This window comes from Neobacillus cucumis, from assembly GCF_016908975.1.
Classification (GTDB): domain Bacteria; phylum Bacillota; class Bacilli; order Bacillales; family Cytobacillaceae; genus Neobacillus; species Neobacillus cucumis.
This window is the reverse complement of sequence record NZ_JAFBEX010000004.1, coordinates 111506-135463: the sequence shown is the minus strand read 5'-3', so window position 1 is coordinate 135463 and position 23958 is coordinate 111506. Positions and strand designations below refer to the sequence as shown.

The window sequence follows — 23958 nt, the reverse complement described above, 5'->3', positions numbered from 1 at the left end:
AAATTTGTCATTTTAGTGCAATATTAATGAACAATTTTGCTAGATTTGTTTATTAATAAACAAAAATAGCGACCGCCTTGTTGTAGAGCGAGTTGCGGAATTGGCGGAAAAACATGGTGTACTTAGAGCACAAATTGCACTTGCCTGGTTGCTGCAGAAAGAACTAGTAACAGCTCCTATTATCGGTGCGACTAAAATTTCTCATCTGGAAGATTCCGTGGGTGCTCTATCGGTTAAGTTAACACTCGAAGAGGTTGCCTATTTGGAAGACCCTTATGTTCCACACCCAGTGGTTGGTGCTTTAATTTCTAAGTAATCATGTTTTAAGCAATATTTTTAAAAGTAAAACCTCTGATTTTCTTTAACGAAAGTCGTAAATACGAACAAAATAAACGAGATTGGCTAAAAGGTGCTTCGATGCAGTCCGTTGTCCGACTGATTCAGGATGTAGCAGCGGAATATGATGTTGTCGGTTTGGGTATTACCGAACATTTGCCATGGGACGCTATTGCACTTTCCAAAATGTTAAGCAGTCTTCCTTTATTGAAAGATTAAACATTAAAAATTGCCCCGCTTGCTGGTATAGCAGGCGGGGTTATTATTCATGGTTTATTTTCGTGTAGGTATGTGAATTCATAGGCGGAAAATTTCCGTCTAATGTTTATAGAGGAAGCTTAAGAAGCAGAGATAAGCGGAGATTTTCCGCTTAACTGCTCTAAATAAGACAAAATTCAAAGATTTGGATAAAATAAGCGGAGAAACTTCCTTTATTTCTAAGGAAATAGGGGTATTTCCCAATTTAAACGGAATTTTTCCGTTTATTTTTCAAACACAGTGAAATCCAACATTCAGTTTTAACTGAGCCTATTATTAAAAAGCAGGAGTACTCCCGGATCCGTTGCTATGTTGGCGGAATTAATTAGAAAATCGATGGAAATAATCCAAAATGGACGTAAAATAATGGCGTGCACAGGCGGAATTAGGAAGAAAACTGGCGGAATTCCATCCGAATCAGGCGGAATTAAGTATTCTAGCTCAGTCTTCAATCTGAAATCAATCTTTACTTCAATAGTTTACACTTTTTTGGCAGAACTAAAATTGGTTATGCTATTATTAGATAGAGGTGAAAGATTTGATCTATATTGGTGTAACTGGCTGGGGCGACCAAGACAGCCTATATCCAGCAAAAATCTCCTCAAGAGACAAACTAAAAGAATATGCCGGTCACTTTCCTACCGTGGAAGTAGACTCAGCATTTTATGCCATTCAGCCCAAACGAAATGCGGAAAAATGGGTCAATGAAACCCCAGAAAGTTTTCAGTTTATTGTCAAAGCCTATCAAGGCATGACCGGTCACCAGCGGGGAGAACTCCCGTTTGACAGCATACATATCATGTTTCAAGCCTTCAAAGAGTCTTTACAGCCCTACCAAGAAAAAAATAAATTAGCGATGGTTTTATTTCAATTTCCACCATGGTTTGACTGTAAAAGAGAAAATGTTGACTATCTAAGATGGTGTAAACAAGAAATGGGGGAAATCCCAAGCGCCTTGGAGTTCAGGCATCAATCTTGGTTTACCCCCTCTTATTTGGAAAAAACACTAGAATTCATGAAAGCAGAAAAATGGATCCACAGTATTTGCGATGAGCCCCAATCGGGGGAAGGATCCATCCCAACCGTTCTACAACCCACCACTCAAGACCAAGTACTGGTCAGATTTCACGGCCGCAACATTTACGGTTGGCAAAAGCGGAATGCTGAAAACTGGCGTGAAGTCCGTTATCTTTATCGCTATAATCAGCAGGAGCTGCAGGAATGGGCCGTACATATCGAGCAATTAGCAAAGGAATGTAAACAAGTTTACGTTCTGTTTAACAATAACTCTGGAGGAGATGCCGCCGATAATGCCAAAGAAATGATGGAGCTCTTGCAGATAACCTATGAAGGGCTCGCACCTAAACAGCTCGATTTATTTCATGAATGACAAACTAGAAGGTGAAAACAATTGGAGTGGATTATTTTAATACTAATCGGAATAGCGGCTAGTTCACTTGGATCCCTGATTGGGATGGGAGGAGGAATAGTTGTGGTTCCGGCATTGCTTTATCTGGCCACCCTTCCAACCTTCAGCCACCTGACACCGCAAGTGGTCGTCGGCACGTCGCTGTTTACGATGATTTTTACTGGTCTCTCGTCTACACTCGCTTATATGAAACATAAAACAGTCGATTATAAAAGTGGTTTTATTTTTCTAATCGGCAGCGGACCAGGAAGTATTGTGGGTGCATGGGTTACCGAAAAATTAGACTTACATTCCTTTAACATTTATTTCGGGGTTTTTATTCTTTTTATTTCGGCAGTCTTAGTGGTAAAGGACAAATTAAAACCAATTCCCTTTCGGAAGGATAAAGGGATTATTCGTACTTATACCGATAATAGCGGCACTACATTTGAATATGGTTATAACCCTATTCTTGGAATCCTAATTGCCTTTATCGTCGGATTCCTTTCTGGCATTTTTGGCATTGGCGGAGGTTCCTTAATGGTGCCAACGATGATACTACTATTTTTCTTTCCGCCGCATGTGGCCACCGCTACATCCATGTTTATGATTTTACCAACTTCCATTCTAAGTTCGATTACACATATCTCCTTAGGAAATGTGAATTGGCTCTATGCTCTGGCATTAATACCTGGTGCATGGATTGGCGCAAGGGTTGGGGTCTATTTAAATACAAGGTTTAAGAGTAAAACAATTGTACTATTGATTCGAACGATTCTCATCGTAGTTGGCGTTCGCTTAATTTATCAAGGAATAACAGGGTAGGATTAATTTATGGAAACAATACATATCTTTCATACAAATGATTTTCATAGCCATTTAGAGCACTGGCCCCGGATACAGGAGTTTTTGCAGAGAAAAAAGAAGCAATCTCAAGTACAAGGAGAAGACCTTTTTTTATTTGATATAGGTGATTTTATTGACCGCTGGCATCCCTATACCGAGGCGACAATGGGTCGAGGGAATATTACCCTTCTAAATCAATGCGGCTATAACGCTGTTACGATTGGTAATAATGAAGGAGTCAATCTTCCCCATGATGATTTGGATCATCTATATGATGAAGCAAAATTTGATGTCATTAATGCAAATCTTTATCAAAAAAATGGTCACTATCCTGATTGGGTTAAACCCTATAAGGTCTATCGCACAACAGAAGGAACACGAATTGGGGTCATAGGTCTTACCGCCCGATTTGATCATCTATACGGTCTCTTGGGATGGGGAATCACAGAGCCGCTAGAAGAGCTTAAGAAGTGGTTGGAACCACTAAAAAAAGAGGCCGATGTGATCATCTTACTTTCCCATTTAGGGATCAAAGACGATGAATACATCGCAGAACACTTTCCAGATATTGATCTTATTTTGGGTGCCCATACTCATCATTTCCTTGAAAAGGGGAAATTGGTGGGACGAACCTTAATAGGTGCCGCAGGCAAATTCGGCTACTTTGTCGGGCATATGACACTTCAAGTGAATGAAAAGAAGGAAATTGTCCACAAAGAAGCGATTCTGTATGACTTTCAGGATATTCCTCCTCTAGAAAATGAGCAAGAGCAAATCCAGGACTTTTTAGAAAAAGGAAAGGAACTCTTAAACGAGAAGGTTACTGTTCTAAAAGAACCTTTAATCCATGACTTTTTTCATGAAACTAATTTTTCTAAATTGCTGTGTAAAGCCTTACGAAATTGGTGCCAAACGGATTGTGCGATGGTGAATGCCGGTCTTCTTTTGGGATCTTTATCTGGTTTGGTGACAACCTATGATCTACTGAAAATCTGTCCACATCCGATTAACCCCTGTGTCGTTGAACTGACAGGGGAGGAACTGGAAAAGATACTAGAGGAAACGAATGGTGAAGAATTGCCGCACAAAGAAATTAAGGGCTTAGGCTTTAGAGGGACAGTTCTCGGAATATTTGTTTATGACGGAATTCAATTTAGAAATAATCAACTATTCGTCAACAATCATCCTTTGGAAAAGAATAGAACCTATACTTTTGCCCTCCCGGATATGTTTACCTTTGGACATTTTTTCAAAGAGGTTTTGCCGCAAAAACACAAGAAATATTTCCTTCCCGAATTTTTGCGTGATTTATTAAAATGGGAGTTAGAAAAACAACAATAGTCTATAGCCTGTTACTCTTCAATCCTTATAATCATATTGTGATAGTAAGGAAAGGAGTGAGGAACCATTGATTGAGCTTTCGCCAATTGAAATTAATGGTCATACCTTCTTGGCTGTTACCGTGTTACTCCCTAAAACCACCTTGCTTACCGTTTCAAATGATAAGGGCTATATCATGTGCGGTGCTTTGGATGTAGGCCTATTAAACGATCAATTAAAGGATCGAAAAATCATTGCTGGGCGGGCTGTAGGCGTTCGGACGATTGAACAGCTTCTAAATGCCCCATTAGAGTCAGTGACATGGGAAGCAGAGGAACTTGGGATTCATAAGGGAATGATTGGGAAGGATGCCTTGCTTAAAATGATCTAAAAGCTTGCAATATGCAAGCTTTTTTTTATGAGAAATTTCGGGGCTGACCAAGGCGCTTGCGCTTTTCTTTTTAATTGGGCTAGTTCACCCTTTCTTTGCATACATATTTAAAAGAAGGGGGGATGTTCTTGGCTAAGTTTTCAAGACGGGCTCGCATTCGGGGACCGCTTCCATTCCGTTACGTCTTGTTGTTATCCTTTATACTTTTCTTATTCACGTCAGCCTCGGGATTATGGCTTGTAAATAAGGGTATTGAGCCAACTTTAATGAGTATTGCTACTACTGAAACTCGAAATATTGCTTCGCTTGTTATTAACAGAGCAATTACCAAACGTACGACCAATGTTGGTGATAACAATAATGTGATTAAAATTGTACCAGGCAGCAACGGGAAAGGACAAAACGCCCAATTGAATACCGATTTAATTAATAGGGTCTTGGCAGATACCACCGCACAGATTATAAAGAACTTAAAAACAGCAGAAAAAGGCGATATTGCTTTATTGGAAAATGATGTCGATATTGAAACGCATAAGACTGAAAAGGAAGACGGAATTGTTTGGTATATTCCTTTAGGGCAGGCAACTAACATCACGTTATTAGGTAATATGGGCCCAAAAATTCCTGTCAAATTCCACGCTATTGGTGAAGTAGAACCGGACGTGCATATTTCCACAAAAGCTATGGGAATCAACAATACATGGATGGAGGTTGCCGTCCAAATTAAGGTATCCGTACAAATTGTAACGCCGTTTGCAACGGAAGTGACGAAACTGAAACAAAGCATTCCAGTTGGTGGAACACTTGTTGAAGGAGAGGTACCTCAATTTTATAATAGCGGCGGGAATTTAACACCTTCCATACAGATACCTGAAAGTACTGATACAAGTAAGAAGGCAAGCAAAAAAGACTAAAATAGAGACTCAAAATAGGACTGCCGCTAAGGACAGTCCTATTTTAAAATAACAATATCGGGGCTGACCAAGGCGCTTGCGCTTTTCTTATTATCACTTCGAGTTTCTTGCTTTTCGAATCTCGATTCGTTCCAGTCGTTTCCACTGGGCTAAATGGGGATAGGGGTCAAATGACCATTCCGTGATTCCATTATCTTTGTACATGCCATAATGTAAATGTGGGGGGAACTTCCCGGATGTTCCCGGAGGACCATAACCTGAGCTGCCTACACCACCTATGACCATTCCGGGTTCCACAACCTGCCCAACCCTTAAATTCTTGGCAAAGCCGCTAAGATGGGCAAAATAATGATACGTATTGTTAATATCCCGAATGCCAATTCGCCAGCCGCCAAACTTATTCCAGCCTTTCATTTCAACAATTCCATAGCCTGTGGCTCGGACAGGGACTCCATAATTGGCGAATATATCCGTACCTTCATGCATTCTTCGGCCGCCCCAGCCACGTGCATCTCCCCATGTACTACGATAACTATGATTACTGGATAATGGGACAGGGAACGCTTTTTTATCTAAATTCAATCGACCAAAGTGGCGGTATATTTTTGCTTTTCCAGCAATAATCCCGACCGTTCTATCACGATGGTAGTAGTTCCATAACCCAATTTTTATATTATCAGGGTCCACACCGTATGAAAGAAGATAATTTGCAAATGCATATAAAACATCTTCATCACTCTTTAAACTTGCTTTCCCGTCACCGTCGCCGTCAACCCCCATTCCATCAAAAAGCTGGATAACAGCGGGATTTTCTTCGTTAGGATTAGGGTTTGTCACTCCTGACCATACTTCAGGACGAAAGTAGATACCAATGTTGCCATCTATTTTTGGTAAGTCCCTACGAGCTTGGCGGACACTTCTTTCATATTGATCAATAGCCGCTAAATAATACCAAGGGATTTGGGTGATTGTTTCCACCTTTTTATAAAGCTTCATTCTTTCTTGATAGGGATCGAATTCTTGTGCATGAGCATCCCTGACAGACAAAGTGGAAGCGAACAATATAAGGATGGTTCCAATAATGAGAACAGCCCGCAACAGGAATCCTCCTTCCGAGTAATGTACAAGTTTAGTGTGCGAACTTTAAGATTTTTCATGATGGTCAATAATTGGTAATCGAAAATGAATTGCTTGTTGTTCACCCTCTGGTATGATAAAGTGACAGGAGAACTCAATTTTTTGATTTTGAGGAGTGTAAAAATGAGTAATACAGAAGACATTTTACGTAAGCCGGAATGGCTTAAAATAAAATTAAACACCAATGAGTCCTACACAGGCTTAAAAAAAATGATGCGGGAAAAAAATCTTCATACGGTTTGTGAAGAAGCGAGATGTCCAAATATTCATGAATGCTGGGCAGTAAGACGTACAGCTACGTTTATGATCTTGGGTGATACATGTACACGAGCATGCCGTTTCTGTGCCGTTAAAACCGGTTTACCAACCGAGCTTGATTGGCAAGAGCCAGAACGAGTGGCTGATTCTGTTCAACAAATGAATCTAAAGCATGTTGTAGTAACAGCTGTAGCCCGTGATGATTTAAAGGATGGCGGTGCAGCAGTATTTGCTGAAACCGTACGTGCTATTCGTCGTAAAAATCCATTTACAAGTATTGAAGTGCTTCCTTCTGACATGGGTGGTAAGGAAGAGAACCTCAAATTATTGATGGATGCAAAGCCAGACATTCTAAATCATAATATTGAGACCGTTAGACGTTTGACCCCAAGAGTCCGTGCGCGTGCCAAATATGACCGTTCTCTTGAATTTCTCCGTCGTGCGAAAGAAATGCAGCCTACTATTCCTACCAAATCAAGCTTAATGATTGGTCTTGGAGAAACAAAAGAGGAAATCCTAGAGGTTATGGATGATTTAAGGGCCAATAATGTCGATATTATGACCATTGGACAGTATTTACAGCCGACCAAAAGCCATTTAAAGGTTCAAAAATATTATCATCCTGATGAGTTTAAAGAATTACAAGAAATTGCGATTAGTAAAGGTTTTAGCCACTGTGAAGCGGGTCCATTAGTTCGTTCTTCTTACCATGCTGATGAACAAGTGAATGCAGCAGCGAAGCATAAGCAAATGCTTGGTGAAAAAGAAGAAGCAAAAGAGGCTTAAAATGAAAGAGAGTTCAGCCAATGGGTCTGAACTCTTTTGTTGTATAGAATTTATAGTATTGCGACTTCGAAAATTGTCTAGCTCCAGGTGCCATCGGCTCGAGGTCACAAGCCAATCCGTCCAAAAGGTTAAAGAACAACCTTTTGACCGGCTCGTCTTGTGCTTGTCGCCGAAGTCTAAGCACCTTACGCTGTTCTTATTGACTCATCCTGGAATTTTGATTGGTGTTTTTAGATTTAATTATGTTTTTATTATTGGAATTTGGCATGTTTTTGTAATTAAAGTCTTCCTGTGTTCGACCATTTTCGTCTTCACTTGCATTAACACGAGAGCCTTGAGGAGACTTTAACATTTGCTTAATAACACTATTAACGGTGGTGCGGGCATGCCGACTTGTGGAATCAACATTTGCAAGATTCTCGACATCACGCATCAATTTGGTGTTATCTGACACATACACATGGTAATAGCGCGGAACCACTGAAAGAGCCGTCTTTTTCACTTGATCCGCTGTCAAGTTGCGTTTCTTCGAATCCGTGTCATAGGCGATTAAGACCTCTTGGTCGGTTACAAGTGTGGCCACATCGTTTACATTCGGGATATTCGCACTGTACTTGCTAATAATATTCGCTACTTGCTCACGGTCAAGGCCTGCGTAATGAGTATTTGCGGTTTTATCATTCATTATTGGGCTTTTTTGATGACGGACATAGCCATAACTTGATGTCTTATTGCGAATCCCGCGGCCTGCGCCTTCATTGTATAGTTCATGCTGCTTATTATTTACATTAATCGTGTTGCCGCTCTCTTCATACATGTCGTTTTTTCCGGTATCCTTCGTACATCCGCTCAAGGCCGTGATCGTACATAAACCTGTGATAATGAGTAGTTTTTTCAAAGCTTTAGCACCTCCTATCCTTAGGATGACCAAAGCAGGTATTTATTTTCTTAGCAATTGATGGTGAATCGGGTATAATGGAAAGTAGGAATTTGTCGGCTAAAAATGAGGTGATACAATGATTGTGATTAACAATACCACATATGAAATTCTTCAGGAATATCGAAATGCCTATAATGAGGAAGCCTTGAAAGCAAGGTACAGTGATATTTTAGCGAGATATGATTATATTGTAGGCGATTGGGGATATGGACAGCTCCGTCTTAAGGGGTTTTTTGATGACCAAAATCAAAAGGCTACATTTGATACAAAAATCAGTACCCTAAGTGAATATTTGTATGAATACTGCAACTTTGGCTGTGCCTTTTTTGTATTGAAAAAAGTAAAAAAATGAGAAGGATCAGATAACTGACCCTTCTTTTTTTGGGAAATATCCAGCTCCAGCGCCCAGCGACTAGTGTACTTCGCCCATCTCCCTACGATAAGTCAACATCGAATCGACTTGAGCTCCGTGTTTCCTTTATCTCAGTCGAAGGGCTCCAGTCCTGTCGTGCGCTAAACGGGCGCTTCCGCTTTTAATTATCGTAAGGCGGTTGCTCATCCGTATTCGGATCATCATGGGTGGGGTGGGCGCCCTCCATTTGCCTTGGGATATCTTGGTGTAAGGATTTATTTTCATAATTAAAATTGCTGTAATAGCGTTGCCCTTCCTGCCATGGTGTACTCTTATTTTGAACGGGTTCTTTTGCTCGAATGGGTGAACCAAAAGGTCCTTCAGGAAATTCTTGGGCAGTCAGATAGTTATGTTGTTTTTCAACATTTGATAATTCTGTATATTTTTCCGAGCCTTTATTTGTCATGTTTTCACTCCTTTAGCCTTATTATTGGAAGGCTTAAGAAAAAACATGTGTAATGTTTAAATGATTTCCGCTAGGAAGCTACGCAGTTCTTCGGCATCTTCTTCATTTAATTGAAAGGCAAACTCTAAATAACCTTCCTCTTCTAAGTCATCTTGGCCAATAATCGCAAAACGATTACCTTGCATATCCATGACTAATGATTTTCCATAATGACGGCTTGTGTGAACAATCGCCAAATCAAATCGCTGGTTCTCGCCAACAAAACTGACAAATCTTGTTTTCGTATTTTCTGTATCATCGTATAAATAAAAGCGTTCCGTCATTGGGCTAGTCTCCTTTTGGTTTAACAGTTTTCCCTCTCCTTTATAGTATCAAATTTAGCCTTATGTTGGGAGGATAAAAAAATGAATGGCTGGATTTGTGATACAATAAGAAATGGAATGATTACATATAGCGGTAAAAGGAAGTGGACTAGATGTATTTTGTTGATAGGGAAAAAATTGAACATACTCTCCAATTTTTAGAAAAACAAATTCATCTTTTTCAAGGTCAGCAGGAGTGGATAAACCCTGTGGAAAAAGCAGCCTTGGAGCGGATTTGTCAAATGATGATTGAGTCTGTTTTAGATGTTGGCAATAGTATAATCGATGGCTTTATTATGCGTGATCCTGGGAGCTATGACGATATCATTGATATTTTAATCGATGAAAAGGTGGTTACAGCATTAACCGGTGAAAGCTTAAAGCTTCTCATTCAGCATCGTAAAATACTTGTTCAAGATTATCTTGAAATTTCCCATGAGAAACTAAAAGAGGAATTTTCACAACATCTACATGAATTAGAGCTTTTTTCTACAAGCGTACGTGACTATATAGCCAATGAATTGGGACCGGTATCTGCATTTAGAAATTAAGCTCGGAACATATGGTCTATTTCTATTGGGAAGGAATGATGTTATAGATGAAAAAATATAAAGGATATTTAATTGATTTAGATGGAACGATGTATAAAGGAACAGAACGGATTGAGGCAGCATCTGATTTTGTAAAAAAACTAAAGGAAAACCAAATTCCTTATTTATTCGTCACCAATAATTCGTCAAGGACACCGGCACAAGTAGCAGATAAATTAAATAGCTTTGATATTCCTGCGGAGGAACAGCTGGTTTTTACCACAAGTCAAGCGACAGCGAATTATATTTACGAGCAAAAAAAGGATGCTCGTGTTTTTGTGATAGGTGAAGAGGGTCTTTTTTCTGCCATAGAAGAAAAAGGATTTGCGGCAGCAGGTGAGGATGCAGACTACGTTGTGATGGGAATTGACCGTGAAATCAGTTATGAAAAGCTAGCGATGGCCTGCCTGGCTGTCCGCAATGGTGCGACATTTATTTCAACCAATGGAGATATCGCGATTCCAACTGAACGAGGGCTGCTTCCAGGCAATGGTTCACTTACCTCCGTTATCGCGGTTTCAACGCAAACAAAACCAATTTTTATCGGCAAGCCGGAAGCGATTATTATGGATCAGGCCTTAAAGGTATTAGGAACTTCTAAAGAAGAAACGCTGATGGTCGGGGATTATTATGATACCGATATATTAGCGGGAATGAATGCCGGAATGGATACATTGCTTGTCCATACAGGCGTGACCACAAAAGAATTGCTAAAAGGGTATGATCGAAAACCAACGTATACGATTGATTCATTGGATGAATGGGAGCTGTAAAAGGGATGGAAAAAATCCATCCCTTTTTCCGACTTTATTCTTCAGCTTCATGTGCGGCTCGGTGAGCAAGTCTGCTTGATGCTGCTGCCGCTATCGCACCAACGATATCATCTAAAAATGTATGACACTCTCCGGTTGATTTATCATTTAAATGAGCCAAAATTCCAGGCTTTAGTTTATCGATATATCCATAATTGGTAAAGCCAATTGAACCGTACACATTCACAATTGAAAATGCCAGGATTTCATCCACGCCATAAAGACTCTCATCCGTGCCGATAATCGACTGAAGCGGTTCTTCGAGCATTCCTTTTTCAGCCAGTACATCAAGCTGTATGCCGGTTAAAATTGCGTTTTGTACTTCCCGTTTAGATAGAACCCGTTCAACGTTGGCAATACAGTCTTCGATTTTTAAATTTTTATGGTATTTCTCCTGTAAAAAGAAAACTAAATCGGCGATGTCCTTGATTTCGACACCTCTTTCTTTTAACCATTTCCGTGCCGTTTGTTCAGTCATATCCACTTTTTTGTCGTCTGCCATTTCCTAATCACCTTTTCCTTGTGAAATTAATGGGATACTCATAAGAACTATTTCTGCACTTGCTATTTTCACTATATATATACTCTTTGACCTAGAATTATGCAATTATAGGTTAAATGAACAAACTAAAAGTTAGCATTCCCGGCTTTATTTCGCATATACCTACAACAAGTTTTCCTTTATCGCACATATACATATGGTAACTAAAGTTTGAGGCGGGGTGAGAGGATGCTTCAAAAATTGCTTGAAAATCAATATGGGATTACCGTAGAAGAATATGTAAAGCTAGATATGTTTGATGCATTAAGAGGAAATGGCTGGCTCTATCTGGTCTCGAAACCAGGAGGAAAAGAAGAAGAGGATATTACCGAATTAGAAAAGATTGCCGAACATTTACGAAATTATGGGGATCAAAATGTGCCTATTTTTTTACCATCAAAAGAAGGTCAGTTAATTACAACATGGGAACAAAATCAATATTGTGTTTTAGCCAATCGACAGTTAGAAGAACCACGAAAAATCAAGTTAGGACGTAAACTTGCTAGATTTCACGAACGAGGCAGGCGGGTTCCGTTTCAAATTGAAAGATCAAACCGTGTAGGGCAATGGAAATCATTATGGGAAAAGCGTCTTGAACAAATGGAAAAAGTCTGGAATGGTCTTTTGTTTCAAAGTCCGGAAGATGAATTTGAACGGTTGTTTATTGATTCCTTCCCTTATTATCTAGGTCTAACGGAAAATGCTATTCAATATCTTGTCGATACAGAAATTGATGATGAACCACTCGACACCGACAGCGGGACCGTTTGTCATGAGCGGTTTACAAGTAAAACTTGGGGACCTTATAACCAGTATATGATTAAAAACCCATTTGATTGGGTTTTTGATCACCGAAGCCGTGACTTGGCAGAGTGGACCAGGGAGCGGTATTTTCGCAATAGCCAAACCTATCAAGTGGATTTAAAGAATTTTTATGAGGAGTATCAAAGTATTGCCCCATTATCTTCTTTTTCATGGCGCTTGTTATATGCCCGATTAGTCTTTCCACTTCATTATTTCGAATGTGTTGAGGATTATTATATCACCCGTTCTGAACAGGACAAGAAAGTACTTGAGGAAAAATTAAGCAAGATTTTGCGGCATTCTAGTGACTATGAACGATTTTTAGCGGAATTCTATCCATTATCAGGAGCACCGCTGAAACAGCTCCACCTGCCGCCCCTTGATTGGCTGTATACCATGTAATCATATTTACAAAATTTCAGAAGGAAGCATCCTATCCCATTTATGATACACTAACATTATACCAGCTAAGGATGTGATACCATATGAAGCCTTACGTATATATTACTCGGAAGCTTCCAAACGAACTTGTCAAACCATTGCAAGAAAGATTTACCGTCAATATGTGGAAACATGATGATATTCCTGTTCCGAAAGACATCTTAATTGAAGAAGCAAAGAAAGCGGATGCCCTTTTTACCGTACTTGCTGATTCGATTGATGAACGTGTTCTGAACGCAGGGAAGAATCTAAAAGTTGTGGCAAACCTGGCCGTTGGCTATGATAATATTGATTTAACAACGGCAAGTAAAAACGGTATAGCAATTTGTAATACACCAGATGTATTAACCGATACAACAGCCGATTTAACGTTTGGACTCTTGATGGCTGCGGCCCGCAGGATTGTGGAGTCAGCTGAATTCGTCAAAGAAGGAAAATGGCAGAGCTGGAGCCCTTATCTTTTAGCAGGTCAAGACATTCACCATAAAACGCTAGGGATTGTTGGAATGGGTAAAATTGGTGAGACTGTTGCCAAACGCGCTACAGGCTTTGATATGGATATTCTATATTACAACCGGACAAGAAAACCTGAAGTTGAGCAGCAGTTAGGAGTTGTCTATACTTCTTTTGATGAGCTTGTTACCAAGTCAGATTTCATTGTTTGTCTGACCCCACTTACACCAGAGACAAAAAATATGTTTACTCGTGAAGTTTTTCAAAAGATGAAGCGCTCAACTATTTTTATCAATGCTGCAAGAGGTGCGGTAGTAGATGAGCAGGCGTTATATGAAGCACTTTTGGCTGGGGAAATTGCTGGAGCAGGATTAGATGTGTTCCAAAAAGAACCGATAAATGCTGATCATCCATTATTAAAGCTATCTAATGTTGTTGCACTTCCGCATATCGGGAGTTCAAGCATGGAAACCAGAACGATCATGATTCAGTTATGTATCGATAATATTATGGCTATATTAGAGGGAAAAGAGCCCAAGACTTTAGTAAACAAAGACTGGCGCCCTTTGGTAAGGGGTTAATAAATGAAAAAGCGACTGCCTTTTAAGGCAATCGCTTTTTTGTAATTATTAAGTAAATGTTAGAAAACCTGCTCGACTTCAACAACGCCAGGAACTTCTTCAAGTAGGGCTCTTTCGATACCTGCTTTTAGTGTGATGGTAGAACTAGGGCAGCTGCCGCAAGCACCTAAAAGGCGAAGCTTAACAATACCTTCCTCTACATCTACTAATTCACAATCCCCGCCGTCGCGAAGAAGAAATGGACGTAATTTATCTAATACTTCTTGAACTTGTTCAAACATTTGAGTTTCTGTTGCCATTGTAATCGACTCCTTTCCTAACTATATTATAATGTGATTAGTGCTAAAAATCCATTCTCAGAAATTAGGAAAATACACATTTAAATACCTAATTTTAGTTTTAATCATTTTTATAGTATAAAATAAAAGAAAACGAACAGGGATGATTCTAAATGGGGAAAAATGAAGTTGAAATTGTCTTATATGGGGCAGAAACTTTATGTCCAAGCTGTGTGAACTTACCCTCTTCAAGAGACACTATTGAATGGCTGGAAGCAGCCATTGCCAGGAAATTTCCCAATCAGCCTTTTAAAATGACCTACGTCGACATTTATCAGCCATCAGGTGACCCAGAAAAAATAGCATTTGCAAAACGAGTCATCGAGGAGGATTTGTTTTATCCGGTTGTTGTGATTAAAGATCAAATTGTCGGTGAAGGCAATCCTCGCTTAAAAACGATTTTTGCCGAACTAGAGAAGTGCGGTTTAAAAGCAGTTTGATGAAAAGAAGCATTCCGGGTTGGAATGCTTCTTTTTACACGTCTAGCTCCAGCACTCAGTGTACTTCGGAGCTTTGGTTTAACCATTATGATATTTATACAACCATAGTATTCCTGATTTTATGAGGCGGGCGACTCGACCTGTGATCGCATGGTCAGCCATGAGGCCGAAGCCTTGTTTTTTTCCTAGCGAGCCAAGGACACCTTTTAATTTAATCGGCGGGAATGTTTCAGGCAATGCTTCACCATTCCAGCGCTTTCTTAATACTTCTACAATCTGTTCAGCCTGACCTTCTGCTAATTGGGCACTAGGAGCGTATGGTAAACTGGCACAGTCACCCACAATAAAGACATGTTCATCATTAGGCAAATGATGGTGAGGGGTAAGAACTAATCTTCCGGAGCGGTCTTTTTCACCGTCCATTTGGCGAACAATGTGACTGGCTTGAATACCTGCTGTCCAAACAATGACATCACAATCAATTGGTTCATCGTGATTATAGATTTGTTTTTCATCTACTTTGGTAATGTTGGATTGGTTAATTATCTCGACATTATTTCTCACAAACCAGTTTTCAACATATTTACTTAACCGCTCTGGGAATGACGATAAAATGTGTTTGCCTCTATCAAATAATTTAATCGAAAGATCCTCACGGCTTTCACTTAACTCACTTGCTAATTCAACTCCACTTAAACCTGCACCGACAATCCCAACTACAGCCCCTGGACCAAGGTTATTTAAAACAGAATAGGTGTGCCTTGCCTTTTCGATCGATTGGATACTGTAAGTATATTCGGCGGCACCAGGGACATCGTGGTAGTTGTCTTCGCAACCAAGACCAATGACTAAATCATCATAGGAAATCGGTGCATCATCCTTTAGGATTACTTTCTGTTCCTTGGTATCGATACTAGTGACTTCACCATATTTAACTTGTAAGCGATGGTGTTCAGGAAAAGCTACCCTTACTTCCTTATCGGAGATCGTTCCAGCGGCTAAGGCATAGTATTCGGTTTTTAAGCAGTGATATGGGACGCGATCAACAAGTGTGATGGTCACGTCTTCAGGCAAATGGTTTGGAAGAAGCTCGTTTAATATTTTCATTCCGCCATAACCGCCACCAAGAATCACAAGGTTTTTCATAATTAATTACCCCTTTGTTTATCTGGCATTATTCAAAATAGTATGGATGATTTAAAAATAGTAGGATCATATTATCTACTCAAACACATTTGAGTATAACTAATATGTGTCAAAATAACAACATTTTCACTTAGGTATTGACAGACAGTGGGCAAACGTGGTAATTGACGGCTTTGCATAATTAGGGTAGGATAGGGTAGTGTGAAGAGGTGAAGACATTGATTAAGCCAATCATTGAGTTTTGTATAAGCAATCTGGCAAATGGTGCTCAAAAGGCACTTGAAAAACTACAAAGAGATCCGAATCTGGATATAATAGAGTATGGTTGTTTAGGATACTGTGGAAAATGTGCCCTCTCACTCTATGCGTTAGTTAACGGAGAGGTCGTAACGGGAGATAGCCCAGAGGATCTGGTAGAGAACATTTATCAATACTTGGAAGAAAATCCAATGTTTTAAGGAGGAGCAGCTGTGCTCCTTTTTATATAATGTCATCGTTTAAAAATGGTGCTTTTAATCAGTTGAGACTTACCTTATAAGTGTATATACTAAATTAAAAGCCTCAGAAAAAAGGAGGAGTAATTGTGAGTAATGAGATTGTTATTTTAACGGAAGCCGCATCATTGCACATTAAAGAAATGATGAAACATAATGAAGAAGAAGGCGCCTTTTTACGTGTGAGTGTAAAGGGCGGGGGATGCAGCGGATTATCCTACGGAATGGGATTTGACCATGAAGTAAACGAAGATGATCTCCAGTTTGCTCAGCATGGAATTACGGTTCTAGTTGATAAAGAGAGTGCACTGATTTTACAAGGAACCAAAATTGACTACAAAGAGTCGATGATGGGCGGCGGTTTCACGATTGATAATCCAAATGCCATCGCATCATGTGGTTGTGGTTCATCGTTTCGTACAGCGACAGCAGCGGGAACACCAGAAGAATGCTAAAAACAAGCAAAAAAGGCGTCAATCTGACGCCTTTTTGCTTGAATAAGAAAGTATTAATTTTGACTTCGAGAATTGTCCAGCTCCAGCGCCTAGCCCCTCGAGGTCTTAAGCTTGTCGGGGCTGACCAAGGCGCTTGCGCTTTTCTAATTATCAAACATCGAAGAACTATGAATCGGCTGTATTTTTGCTTTAGGGTCGATGTAGGATTTTGCATTATTGATCGCTGTTGGGGCTTCACCAAATCCACAGGCAATTAGTTTAACTTTTCCTGGATATGTACATATATCTCCTGCTGCATAGATTCCGGGGATATTGGTTTCCATTTTTGAGTTAACGACAATCGAGTTCTTTTCGATCTCAAGTCCCCATTCCTTAATAGGCCCCAATGTAGAAACAAATCCATAATTACAAATAACGGCATCCACATCAATCGTTTCCGTTTTCTCCCCGTTTACTGTCTTCAGGACGACTTGTTTAATTCCTTTTTCATCACCGAGTAACTCAGCTGGAACATATGGGGTTTTTACTTCAACCTTGGAGTTATAGAGATTCTCTACACTGTGCTCATGGGCACGGAATTTATCGCGGCGATGGACAATTGTTACAGATTTAGCAATTGGCTCAAGCATTAAAGCCCAGTCGACAGCGGAATCCCCGCCGCCAAAGACAACGACATTTTGCCCGGCAAATTGATTTAAATCTTCTATAAAATAATAAAGGTTCTTCTTCTCATATTGCTGTGCACTTTCTAGCTCTAGTCGGCGCGGCTGGAAGGCTCCATTACCAGCAGTAATAATAACCGATTTAGTATAGTGGACTTCCTTGTTGGTTGTTAATTTAAAAATGCCTTCTTCTTGTTTTTCGACCTTTTCAACCGACTGTTCTAGGACTACTGTGGGTTCAAATTTAGCCATTTGTGTTTTTAGATTTTGGACTAATTCTTGGGCCCTAATTTTAGGAAAACCCGCTACATCATAAATATATTTTTCTGGATATAGGGCTGACAGCTGACCGCCAAGCTGCGGCAAACTCTCAATGATTTTAACTGTTGCTTGTCTCATCCCCCCATAAAAGGTTGTAAATAGACCGGTAGGACCGCCGCCAATAATCGTAATATCATAAACCCTTGGATCTTCTTGCACTCAGCATCCCCCCAACAAGTAGTAACAAACCATTTTCCTTATCTTAACACATAGGGAAAGAATCCTTATATTTAAAAACAAAATATTCAGAAAAAGTAAAATTATGGTTAAGTGAATTATTAAAAAATATTTTAGATAAATGGCTTGAAAAGAGAGAGAAAGTAGCATAAGATGTATTGTGAATATATTGTTAAAAATATGTGACGAAACAAGTACATTTGTGTGAAAGAGGCTCTATTTATCTTATTCATTTTTTTAGTTAACATTCCTCGTTCATTTTCTATGTACTTTTGTATATATTTTTTTCTATATTCCTATTCGTGAAGAAAATCACATAATTTTTTTGTCATGTATCGTGAAGTATCTCACATACATTTTTCAGTAAAGTAAAATAAAAATTGTGATAGCAGTGGAATATAAGAAAAAGAACATTTATTTAAAAATACTACAAAGGTGGAAGTGATCACTTTGAAAAAGCCTAAAGTTGTTATTCTTGGTGCAGGGTACGGCGGGCTGCTTACAGCAGTTCGTTTGCAAAAGTTAATCGGTGTAAATGAAGCGGATATTGTATTAGTAAATAAAAATGACTATCATTATGAAACAACATGGTTGCATGAGGCATCTGCTGGTACGCTACACCATGATAAAGTTCGTTATGATATTCGTGATGTTATCGACCGCAGTAAAGTTGATTTTGTACAAGATACGGTCGTGGAAATTAAAAAAGATGAAAAGAAAGTCGTTTTGGAAAAAGGCGAAGTGGATTATGACTATTTAGTCATCGCTCTTGGCGGTGAACCAGAAACATTCGGTATCAAAGGCTTAAAAGAATATGCATTCGGTATTACAAATGTTAATTCTGCCCGTCAATTACGTGAGCACATTGAATATCAGTTTGCCACTTATAATATGGAAGAAGAAAAGAACGACAATCGCCTATCCATTGTGGTGGGTGGTGCAGGATTTACCGGTATTGAATTCCTTGGCGAATTAACAAACCGAATTCCAAAATTATGTCATGAATATGATGTAGATTTCCACAAAGTGAGAATTTATTGTGTCGAAGCAGCGCCAACTGTATTGCCAGGCTTTGACCCTGAACTAGTTAACTATGCCGTTTCTACATTAGAACGTAAAGGTGTAGAGTTTTTAATCGGTACAGCTATTAAAGAAGCAGTTCCTGGCGGTATTCTTGTTGCCAAAGGCGATGCAGAGCCATATGAAATTAAGTCTGAAACGGTTGTTTGGGCAGCCGGCGTTCGTGGTAACTCAGTTATTGAAAAATCAGGCTTCGATGCTATGCGCGGTCGTGTAAAGGTTCAACCTGACTTACGCGTTCCTGGATTTGATAATGTCTTTATCATTGGTGACAGCTCACTTGTGATCAATGAAGAAATTAACCGTCCATATCCGCCAACAGCACAAATTGCGATGCAGCAAGCAGAATTGACTGCTAAGAATATTGCTGCTCTAATCCGTAATAAGTCTGAACTAGAAAGCTTTACGTTCGATAATAAAGGGACTGTTTGCTCTCTTGGTGAAGATGATGCGATTGGTGTGGTTTTTGGTAAAAAGCTTACCGGTGGAAAAGCATCGTTTATGAAGAAAGTAGTCGATAACCGTGCGCTATTTATGATTGGCGGCGCTGGAATGGTATTGAAAAAAGGTAAATTTAATTTCTTCTAAATTGAAGTGATAAAAGAGGGGCAGAGATGATCTGTCCTTTTTTAATTTTCTGATATTGAAAGCAACCTCTCGGAAATGGAAGGTAATCTGACATGTATTCGCTTTCATTTGCGAATATGGAGGAATTTAGCTCTTGTCTTTTTCGCTAAACCTTGGTATATTATCAGAAAATTAAGTTAATATTCCAAGGGGGCGAATAAGGATGAAGGTGGAAACGGTTGATAAGACCAAAACCTGTGAATATTGTGACGGAAAAGGATATTTTCAATTAGTACTTGGCGGTTCTGAAACTTGCCCAAGCTGCGAGGGGACCGGCAAGAAAATAGATAACGAAAGTAACTAGAACAGCTTCTTATTGTAAGAGGCTATTTTTTTGTTTAAAATTAAATATAATTGACTTTGAGAATTGTCCAGCTCCAGCACCCAGCGACTAGTGTACTTCGCTCATCTCCCTACGATAAGTCAACACGAAAAAGCTGACGCTCTTCGTGTTTCCTTTATCTCAGTCGATGAGCTCCAGTCCATACGTCGCTAAACGGGTGCTTCCGCTTTTATTCTTGACTCTCTTTATCTATTTAAGTACACTAATTGTTGATGTATAAAGGGGGAATGTCTGGTGCATATGAGCATTGTAGTCCTAATTATCTCTATCGTGCTATTTTTTGTATTGTTTTTTGGAATCGGTTTTATTCTGAATATGCTCCTAAGAATGTCATGGGTAATGGCCATTATTTATCCAATTATCGCTATTTTTATTGTAGATAAAGTGGAATTCGTAGCATATTTTACCAATAGTAAAATGGCCTTTAAAGATCTTGGGACAAGATTCAGCTCGCTTGCCACAGCAGACATTCTCATATTACTTAGCGGTTTAGCAGGCGCCATTGCGGCTGGAATTACGATTAAGCTATTACGAAAAAGTGGATATCAAATGTTTTAAGACTTTTACCGTGTGTAAAGGTCTTTTTTGTTATAAATTTTTCCTCCATTTGTATATTTCCCTTCACTTTGGGGATGAATATTTTTGGAGGAGTGAAAAATTCAATGAACAAATTGAAAAATGGGACGAAGCGGTTCGCGCTTGTTTGCCTGTTTGTTTTGGCTTTAGCCGCGACCTTTCAGTCCATTACTGGCGTGAATATTAAATCCATGATCATGCCATTTATTTCTGTAATTTCGTTTACTAAACCTGTTTCAGCTGCCCCCTCAACACCCTTACTTGAGGATGCCTTTGATTGGTCCAAGTACCCTAAACAAACAGTGACAGCTACAGGTTATACGGCAGGATATGAATCCACTGGGAAAAACCAGGGTCATCCTGAATATGGAATTACTTACTCAGGTGTCAAAGTAAAACGTGATTTATTTTCTACTGTTGCTGCTGATTTAAACGTTTTTCCGATTGGGACCATTCTATTTATCCCTGGTTATGGGTATGGAGTTGTGGCCGATAAGGGAGGTGCTATTAAAGGAAATGAGTTAGACCTATATTATAAGACGGTTGAAGATGTTTATAAGCAATGGGGCAAAAAGCAGGTGGATGTATATGTCGTCCAAAAAGGAAATGGCCACCTTACCGAAGAACAATTACAAACTTTAAATAATAATAAATCGCTCCAGGTGTTCCGTCAACAATATATTAGCTCGGAGAAAAGATAATATTTTTAAAAAAGGCAGGCATTTCGCCTGCTTTTACTATGCTCGAAATAAATAATCCTTTTCGTTATAATGGAGTTGTATATTTTGGAGGTGAAGTAACTTGTTTGCTGCAAAAAAAGAGTTAGATTTAACGACAAGTCATGCAAGTTTGGTTATTGGTTTATTTGAAAAACCAGAAAAATTTACGGGTGAATTAGCAGGTTTGGATGAAAGATTTGAGGGGCAGTTAACAGAATTAGTTAGGTCCGGTGATCTTTCCGCTAAACTTAAAAACATAACAAAAGTACATAGTTTTGGGAAAATAGGGGCAAAACGCCTCTACTTTGTGGGGCTCGGAAAAGAAAAGGAATTATCCTTCGATAAACTTCGGTCATCTTTCGGTAAGGTCTTCAAACAATTAAAAGCAAGTAAACTCGAGGAAACAGCGGTTTATTTAGATACGTTTGTGACGGAGGAAATAAGTAGTTTAGATGCCGCTCATGCGTTGAGTGAAGCGATGGCGCTCGCCACTTATCAATTCGATGGATATAAACAAAAATCAAATGAGCCGGAGAAAAGACTTGAGAAGGTTACCGTGTATTGTGCTTCCTTGGTAGAAGAGGATGTGAAAGCCTCGTTATCGGTCGGTTATGCCTTTGGAAGGGGAACCAATTCGGCCCGTACACTTGTCAATACGCCAGGTAATTTACTTACTGCTACAGACATGGCGAACTATGCTACAGACCTCGCCGTTAAATATGATTTCGATTTAGAAATTCTTGAAAAAGCGGAGATTGAGAAGCTTGGAATGGGAGCATTTCTTGCTGTCAATAAAGGATCTGAAGAGCCGCCAAAAATGATTGTTTTGAAATATCAAGGCAAAGAAGAATGGACAGATGTTATCGGACTTGTTGGGAAGGGTATTACCTTTGATACAGGAGGATATTCGATTAAAACGAAGGCAGGCATTGTCGGGATGAAAACCGATATGGGCGGTGCTGCTGCTGTTCTTGGCGCGATGGAAATTATCGGGGAAATTAGGCCAGAGCAAAATGTAGTGGCTGTGATTCCTTCAACAGACAATATGATTAGCGGCGGTGCCTTTAAGCCGGATGATGTGATTACCTCCATGAATGGAAAAACGATTGAGGTGTTAAACACGGATGCTGAAGGCCGGCTTGTTTTAGCAGATGCGGTGACATATGCCAAGCACCATGGGGCGAATTATTTAGTCGATGTTGCTACCTTAACAGGTGGAGTGATTACTGCGCTCGGATTGCATACGACGGGTGCCATGACCAATCATGATGGGTTGTATAAACAGGTATTGGATTCTGCTGTCGAAGCAGGGGAGCAGATGTGGCAGCTGCCGTTATTTGAAACGGAAAAGGAACGTGTTCGCAACAGTAAAGTCGCAGATTTAAATAATTCACCTGGAAGCGAAGGGCATGCCCTTGTGGCAGGTGCCTTTATTGGCGAATTTACGGAAGGCACTCCGTGGGTTCATTTAGATATAGCTGGCACGGCTACCACCTCTAAAGACCATGATCTTGGTCCAGCGGGTGCCACTGGTGTCATGACCCGTACCCTTGCCCTATTCGTAGAACGCTTTGAACCAATTGAGATATAACCTAAAAGCTGCTGGATTAGTTCCAGCAGCTTTTTTTACATACACCAATACCGCTAAACGGGCGCTTTCGCTTTTCTATTTGCCCACTCAAAACCCGCTGTTCTCGCATATGAAATAGTGTAGGCAAGTATACAAAAAGGAGGTAATACGGTATGTACCCATATCGAAGCCCGTACCCATACCCGGTCCAGGATCAGCGATTTTTCGGTTTTGGGCTGCCTTTAGCGATAGGTGGACTTAGCTTTTTAGGAGGATTAATTGGCGGGGGATTAGGTGCTTCATTTGCTGCCCGGCCATTTTACGGTTACCCTGGATTCGGATACCCTGGGATTGGTTATCCAGGATTTGGTGGATTCGGAGGATTCGGAGGATTTGGATACACTGGTTTTTATTGATTTTATAAGAAAACAGCTCTCGCAGCTGTTTTTTCTTTTTCTATAAAAGTAAGATACATAAAGGAATATGCAGCCTAGTAAAGAATAGGTTAATATGGAATCAATAATATATATCGGAGGGTAAAGATGATGATTGAGAATACATTAATTGAAGCACTCGGAATCGAAATTACAAAAATGGAGCCTGGAAAAGTGACAGCCACCATGCCGGTTGACCACCGGACAAAACAGCCATTTGGTCTTCTTCATGGAGGGGCTTCTGTCGCCTTAGCAGAGTCCGTAGCCAGTCTTGGAGCCTATCACCTTGTTGACAAAGAAACAGAAGCCGTAGCGGGATTAGAAATCAATGCCAATCATGTCCGCCCAAAAACAGAAGGAGTGGTCACGGCAGTAGCAACCATTTTGCACCAAGGTCGAACAACGATGGTCTGGGACATAAAAATCACTGATGAACAAGACCGGCTCATTTGTGTGTCCAGATGTACAATGGCCATCATTAAACGTAAAAAATAACTGGTTTATAAAAGAATGGATTTTCCATTCTTTTTGTGCCCATTGTACAAAAATTTAAAAAATTCTTGAGTGATTCGTGTTATAA

General features: G+C 39.8%; 30 protein-coding genes and 1 pseudogene. 23 read left to right on the top strand and 8 right to left on the bottom strand.

The window, feature by feature from the left end; translation table 11 throughout:
• Nucleotides 1-64: 64 nt before the first annotated feature.
• From JOC76_RS06780 to yunB, 7 genes and pseudogenes are all read left to right on the top strand, one after another.
• A pseudogene (locus tag JOC76_RS06780) lies at nt 65-316 on the top strand (aldo/keto reductase); the annotation flags it as partial.
• A 101-nt stretch (nt 317-417) separates the two neighbouring features.
• Complete coding sequence (locus JOC76_RS06775) at nt 418-555, top strand: hypothetical protein (protein ID WP_205176840.1); 138 nt, start codon at nt 418-420, stop codon at nt 553-555.
• A 577-nt stretch (nt 556-1132) separates the two neighbouring features.
• Nucleotides 1133-1984: a DUF72 domain-containing protein gene (locus JOC76_RS06770; RefSeq protein WP_205176839.1), complete on the top strand. Its 852-nt coding sequence runs from the start codon at nt 1133-1135 to the stop codon at nt 1982-1984.
• A gap of 21 nt (nt 1985-2005) precedes the next feature.
• Nucleotides 2006-2827: a sulfite exporter TauE/SafE family protein gene (locus tag JOC76_RS06765; RefSeq protein ID WP_205176838.1), complete on the top strand. Its 822-nt coding sequence runs from the start codon at nt 2006-2008 to the stop codon at nt 2825-2827.
• 9 nt (nt 2828-2836) lie between these two features.
• On the top strand, nt 2837-4189 hold the full coding sequence (locus tag JOC76_RS06760) for a bifunctional metallophosphatase/5'-nucleotidase (protein ID WP_205176837.1): 1353 nt from the start codon (nt 2837-2839) through the stop codon (nt 4187-4189).
• A gap of 67 nt (nt 4190-4256) precedes the next feature.
• Nucleotides 4257-4559 (top strand): YunC family protein, encoded by a 303-nt coding sequence (locus JOC76_RS06755; protein ID WP_205176836.1) that lies wholly within the window; start codon nt 4257-4259, stop codon nt 4557-4559.
• A gap of 128 nt (nt 4560-4687) precedes the next feature.
• Complete coding sequence (yunB, locus tag JOC76_RS06750; RefSeq protein WP_205176835.1) at nt 4688-5473, top strand: sporulation protein YunB; 786 nt, start codon at nt 4688-4690, stop codon at nt 5471-5473.
• Between the two features lie 93 nt (nt 5474-5566).
• Here yunB and JOC76_RS06745 read toward each other — a convergent pair whose 3' ends face one another.
• On the bottom strand, nt 5567-6571 hold the full coding sequence (locus tag JOC76_RS06745; RefSeq protein ID WP_275591339.1) for a M23 family metallopeptidase: 1005 nt from the start codon (nt 6569-6571) through the stop codon (nt 5567-5569).
• Nucleotides 6572-6733: 162 nt separating this feature from the next.
• Here JOC76_RS06745 and lipA point away from each other — a divergent pair, with 162 nt between their 5' ends.
• Nucleotides 6734-7654, top strand: coding sequence for a lipoyl synthase (gene lipA / locus JOC76_RS06740; protein ID WP_205176834.1), 921 nt, complete (start codon nt 6734-6736; stop codon nt 7652-7654).
• Between the two features lie 196 nt (nt 7655-7850).
• Here the strand turns inward: lipA and JOC76_RS06735 are convergent, their stop codons facing one another.
• Entirely contained in the window at nt 7851-8552 is a 702-nt protein-coding gene (locus tag JOC76_RS06735) for a YhcN/YlaJ family sporulation lipoprotein (protein ID WP_205176833.1), read from the bottom strand.
• 118 nt (nt 8553-8670) lie between these two features.
• Between JOC76_RS06735 and JOC76_RS06730 the strand changes: the two genes are divergently transcribed.
• Nucleotides 8671-8946 carry a YutD family protein gene (locus tag JOC76_RS06730; RefSeq protein WP_205176832.1) on the top strand — a complete coding sequence of 92 codons (276 nt, stop codon included), beginning with the start codon at nt 8671-8673 and terminating at the stop codon, nt 8944-8946.
• Between the two features lie 181 nt (nt 8947-9127).
• Here the strand turns inward: JOC76_RS06730 and JOC76_RS06725 are convergent, their stop codons facing one another.
• Nucleotides 9128-9412 carry a cytosolic protein gene (locus JOC76_RS06725; protein ID WP_205176831.1) on the bottom strand — a complete coding sequence of 95 codons (285 nt, stop codon included), beginning with the start codon at nt 9410-9412 and terminating at the stop codon, nt 9128-9130.
• A 56-nt stretch (nt 9413-9468) separates the two neighbouring features.
• Entirely contained in the window at nt 9469-9735 is a 267-nt protein-coding gene (locus JOC76_RS06720) for a DUF3055 domain-containing protein (protein WP_205176830.1), read from the bottom strand.
• Nucleotides 9736-9887: 152 nt separating this feature from the next.
• On the opposite strand from JOC76_RS06720, the gene JOC76_RS06715 reads away from it, so the two are divergent.
• Together JOC76_RS06715 and JOC76_RS06710 are read left to right on the top strand one after the other, a co-directional pair.
• Nucleotides 9888-10325 carry a DUF86 domain-containing protein gene (locus tag JOC76_RS06715; RefSeq protein WP_205176829.1) on the top strand — a complete coding sequence of 146 codons (438 nt, stop codon included), beginning with the start codon at nt 9888-9890 and terminating at the stop codon, nt 10323-10325.
• A 47-nt stretch (nt 10326-10372) separates the two neighbouring features.
• Entirely contained in the window at nt 10373-11137 is a 765-nt protein-coding gene (locus tag JOC76_RS06710; RefSeq protein ID WP_205176828.1) for a TIGR01457 family HAD-type hydrolase, read from the top strand.
• 34 nt (nt 11138-11171) lie between these two features.
• Here JOC76_RS06710 and JOC76_RS06705 read toward each other — a convergent pair whose 3' ends face one another.
• Nucleotides 11172-11678 (bottom strand): phosphatidylglycerophosphatase A family protein, encoded by a 507-nt coding sequence (locus tag JOC76_RS06705; protein WP_205176827.1) that lies wholly within the window; start codon nt 11676-11678, stop codon nt 11172-11174.
• 228 nt (nt 11679-11906) lie between these two features.
• Here JOC76_RS06705 and yutH point away from each other — a divergent pair, with 228 nt between their 5' ends.
• Both yutH and JOC76_RS06695 read left to right on the top strand, forming a co-directional pair.
• Nucleotides 11907-12923 (top strand): spore coat putative kinase YutH, encoded by a 1017-nt coding sequence (gene yutH / locus JOC76_RS06700; RefSeq protein ID WP_205176826.1) that lies wholly within the window; start codon nt 11907-11909, stop codon nt 12921-12923.
• Nucleotides 12924-13006: 83 nt separating this feature from the next.
• Nucleotides 13007-13996, top strand: a complete 990-nt coding sequence (locus tag JOC76_RS06695) for a 2-hydroxyacid dehydrogenase (protein WP_205176825.1) — start codon at nt 13007-13009, stop codon at nt 13994-13996.
• A 59-nt stretch (nt 13997-14055) separates the two neighbouring features.
• Here JOC76_RS06695 and JOC76_RS06690 read toward each other — a convergent pair whose 3' ends face one another.
• Nucleotides 14056-14295, bottom strand: a complete 240-nt coding sequence (locus JOC76_RS06690; protein WP_205176824.1) for a NifU family protein — start codon at nt 14293-14295, stop codon at nt 14056-14058.
• Nucleotides 14296-14447: 152 nt separating this feature from the next.
• Here JOC76_RS06690 and JOC76_RS06685 point away from each other — a divergent pair, with 152 nt between their 5' ends.
• A complete protein-coding gene (locus tag JOC76_RS06685) occupies nt 14448-14774 on the top strand; it encodes a YuzD family protein (protein WP_205176823.1) in 327 nt (108 codons plus the stop codon).
• Between the two features lie 78 nt (nt 14775-14852).
• Here JOC76_RS06685 and JOC76_RS06680 read toward each other — a convergent pair whose 3' ends face one another.
• Entirely contained in the window at nt 14853-15920 is a 1068-nt protein-coding gene (locus tag JOC76_RS06680) for an NAD(P)/FAD-dependent oxidoreductase (protein WP_205176822.1), read from the bottom strand.
• 218 nt (nt 15921-16138) lie between these two features.
• On the opposite strand from JOC76_RS06680, the gene JOC76_RS06675 reads away from it, so the two are divergent.
• Together JOC76_RS06675 and JOC76_RS06670 are read left to right on the top strand one after the other, a co-directional pair.
• On the top strand, nt 16139-16378 hold the full coding sequence (locus JOC76_RS06675) for a YuzB family protein (protein ID WP_205176821.1): 240 nt from the start codon (nt 16139-16141) through the stop codon (nt 16376-16378).
• A gap of 125 nt (nt 16379-16503) precedes the next feature.
• Complete coding sequence (locus JOC76_RS06670) at nt 16504-16869, top strand: HesB/IscA family protein (RefSeq protein WP_205176820.1); 366 nt, start codon at nt 16504-16506, stop codon at nt 16867-16869.
• Nucleotides 16870-17012: 143 nt separating this feature from the next.
• On the opposite strand, the gene JOC76_RS06665 is transcribed toward JOC76_RS06670, so the two are convergent.
• Entirely contained in the window at nt 17013-18011 is a 999-nt protein-coding gene (locus JOC76_RS06665; protein WP_205176819.1) for an NAD(P)/FAD-dependent oxidoreductase, read from the bottom strand.
• A gap of 459 nt (nt 18012-18470) precedes the next feature.
• Here JOC76_RS06665 and JOC76_RS06660 point away from each other — a divergent pair, with 459 nt between their 5' ends.
• The 7 genes from JOC76_RS06660 to JOC76_RS06630 all read left to right on the top strand — a co-directional run bounded on the left by JOC76_RS06660 (nt 18471) and on the right by JOC76_RS06630 (nt 23873).
• A complete protein-coding gene (locus tag JOC76_RS06660; protein WP_205176818.1) occupies nt 18471-19697 on the top strand; it encodes an NAD(P)/FAD-dependent oxidoreductase in 1227 nt (408 codons plus the stop codon).
• A 202-nt stretch (nt 19698-19899) separates the two neighbouring features.
• Nucleotides 19900-20040, top strand: a complete 141-nt coding sequence (locus JOC76_RS06655) for a YuiA family protein (protein ID WP_205176817.1) — start codon at nt 19900-19902, stop codon at nt 20038-20040.
• Between the two features lie 273 nt (nt 20041-20313).
• Nucleotides 20314-20637, top strand: a complete 324-nt coding sequence (locus JOC76_RS06650; RefSeq protein ID WP_205176816.1) for a YuiB family protein — start codon at nt 20314-20316, stop codon at nt 20635-20637.
• A 104-nt stretch (nt 20638-20741) separates the two neighbouring features.
• Nucleotides 20742-21356: a stationary phase survival protein SpsC gene (gene spsC, locus JOC76_RS06645; RefSeq protein WP_205176815.1), complete on the top strand. Its 615-nt coding sequence runs from the start codon at nt 20742-20744 to the stop codon at nt 21354-21356.
• A 100-nt stretch (nt 21357-21456) separates the two neighbouring features.
• A complete protein-coding gene (locus JOC76_RS06640) occupies nt 21457-22965 on the top strand; it encodes a leucyl aminopeptidase (protein ID WP_205176814.1) in 1509 nt (502 codons plus the stop codon).
• A gap of 152 nt (nt 22966-23117) precedes the next feature.
• Entirely contained in the window at nt 23118-23360 is a 243-nt protein-coding gene (locus JOC76_RS06635; RefSeq protein WP_205176813.1) for a hypothetical protein, read from the top strand.
• 126 nt (nt 23361-23486) lie between these two features.
• Complete coding sequence (locus tag JOC76_RS06630) at nt 23487-23873, top strand: hotdog fold thioesterase (RefSeq protein ID WP_205176812.1); 387 nt, start codon at nt 23487-23489, stop codon at nt 23871-23873.
• Nucleotides 23874-23958: the final 85 nt, after the last annotated feature.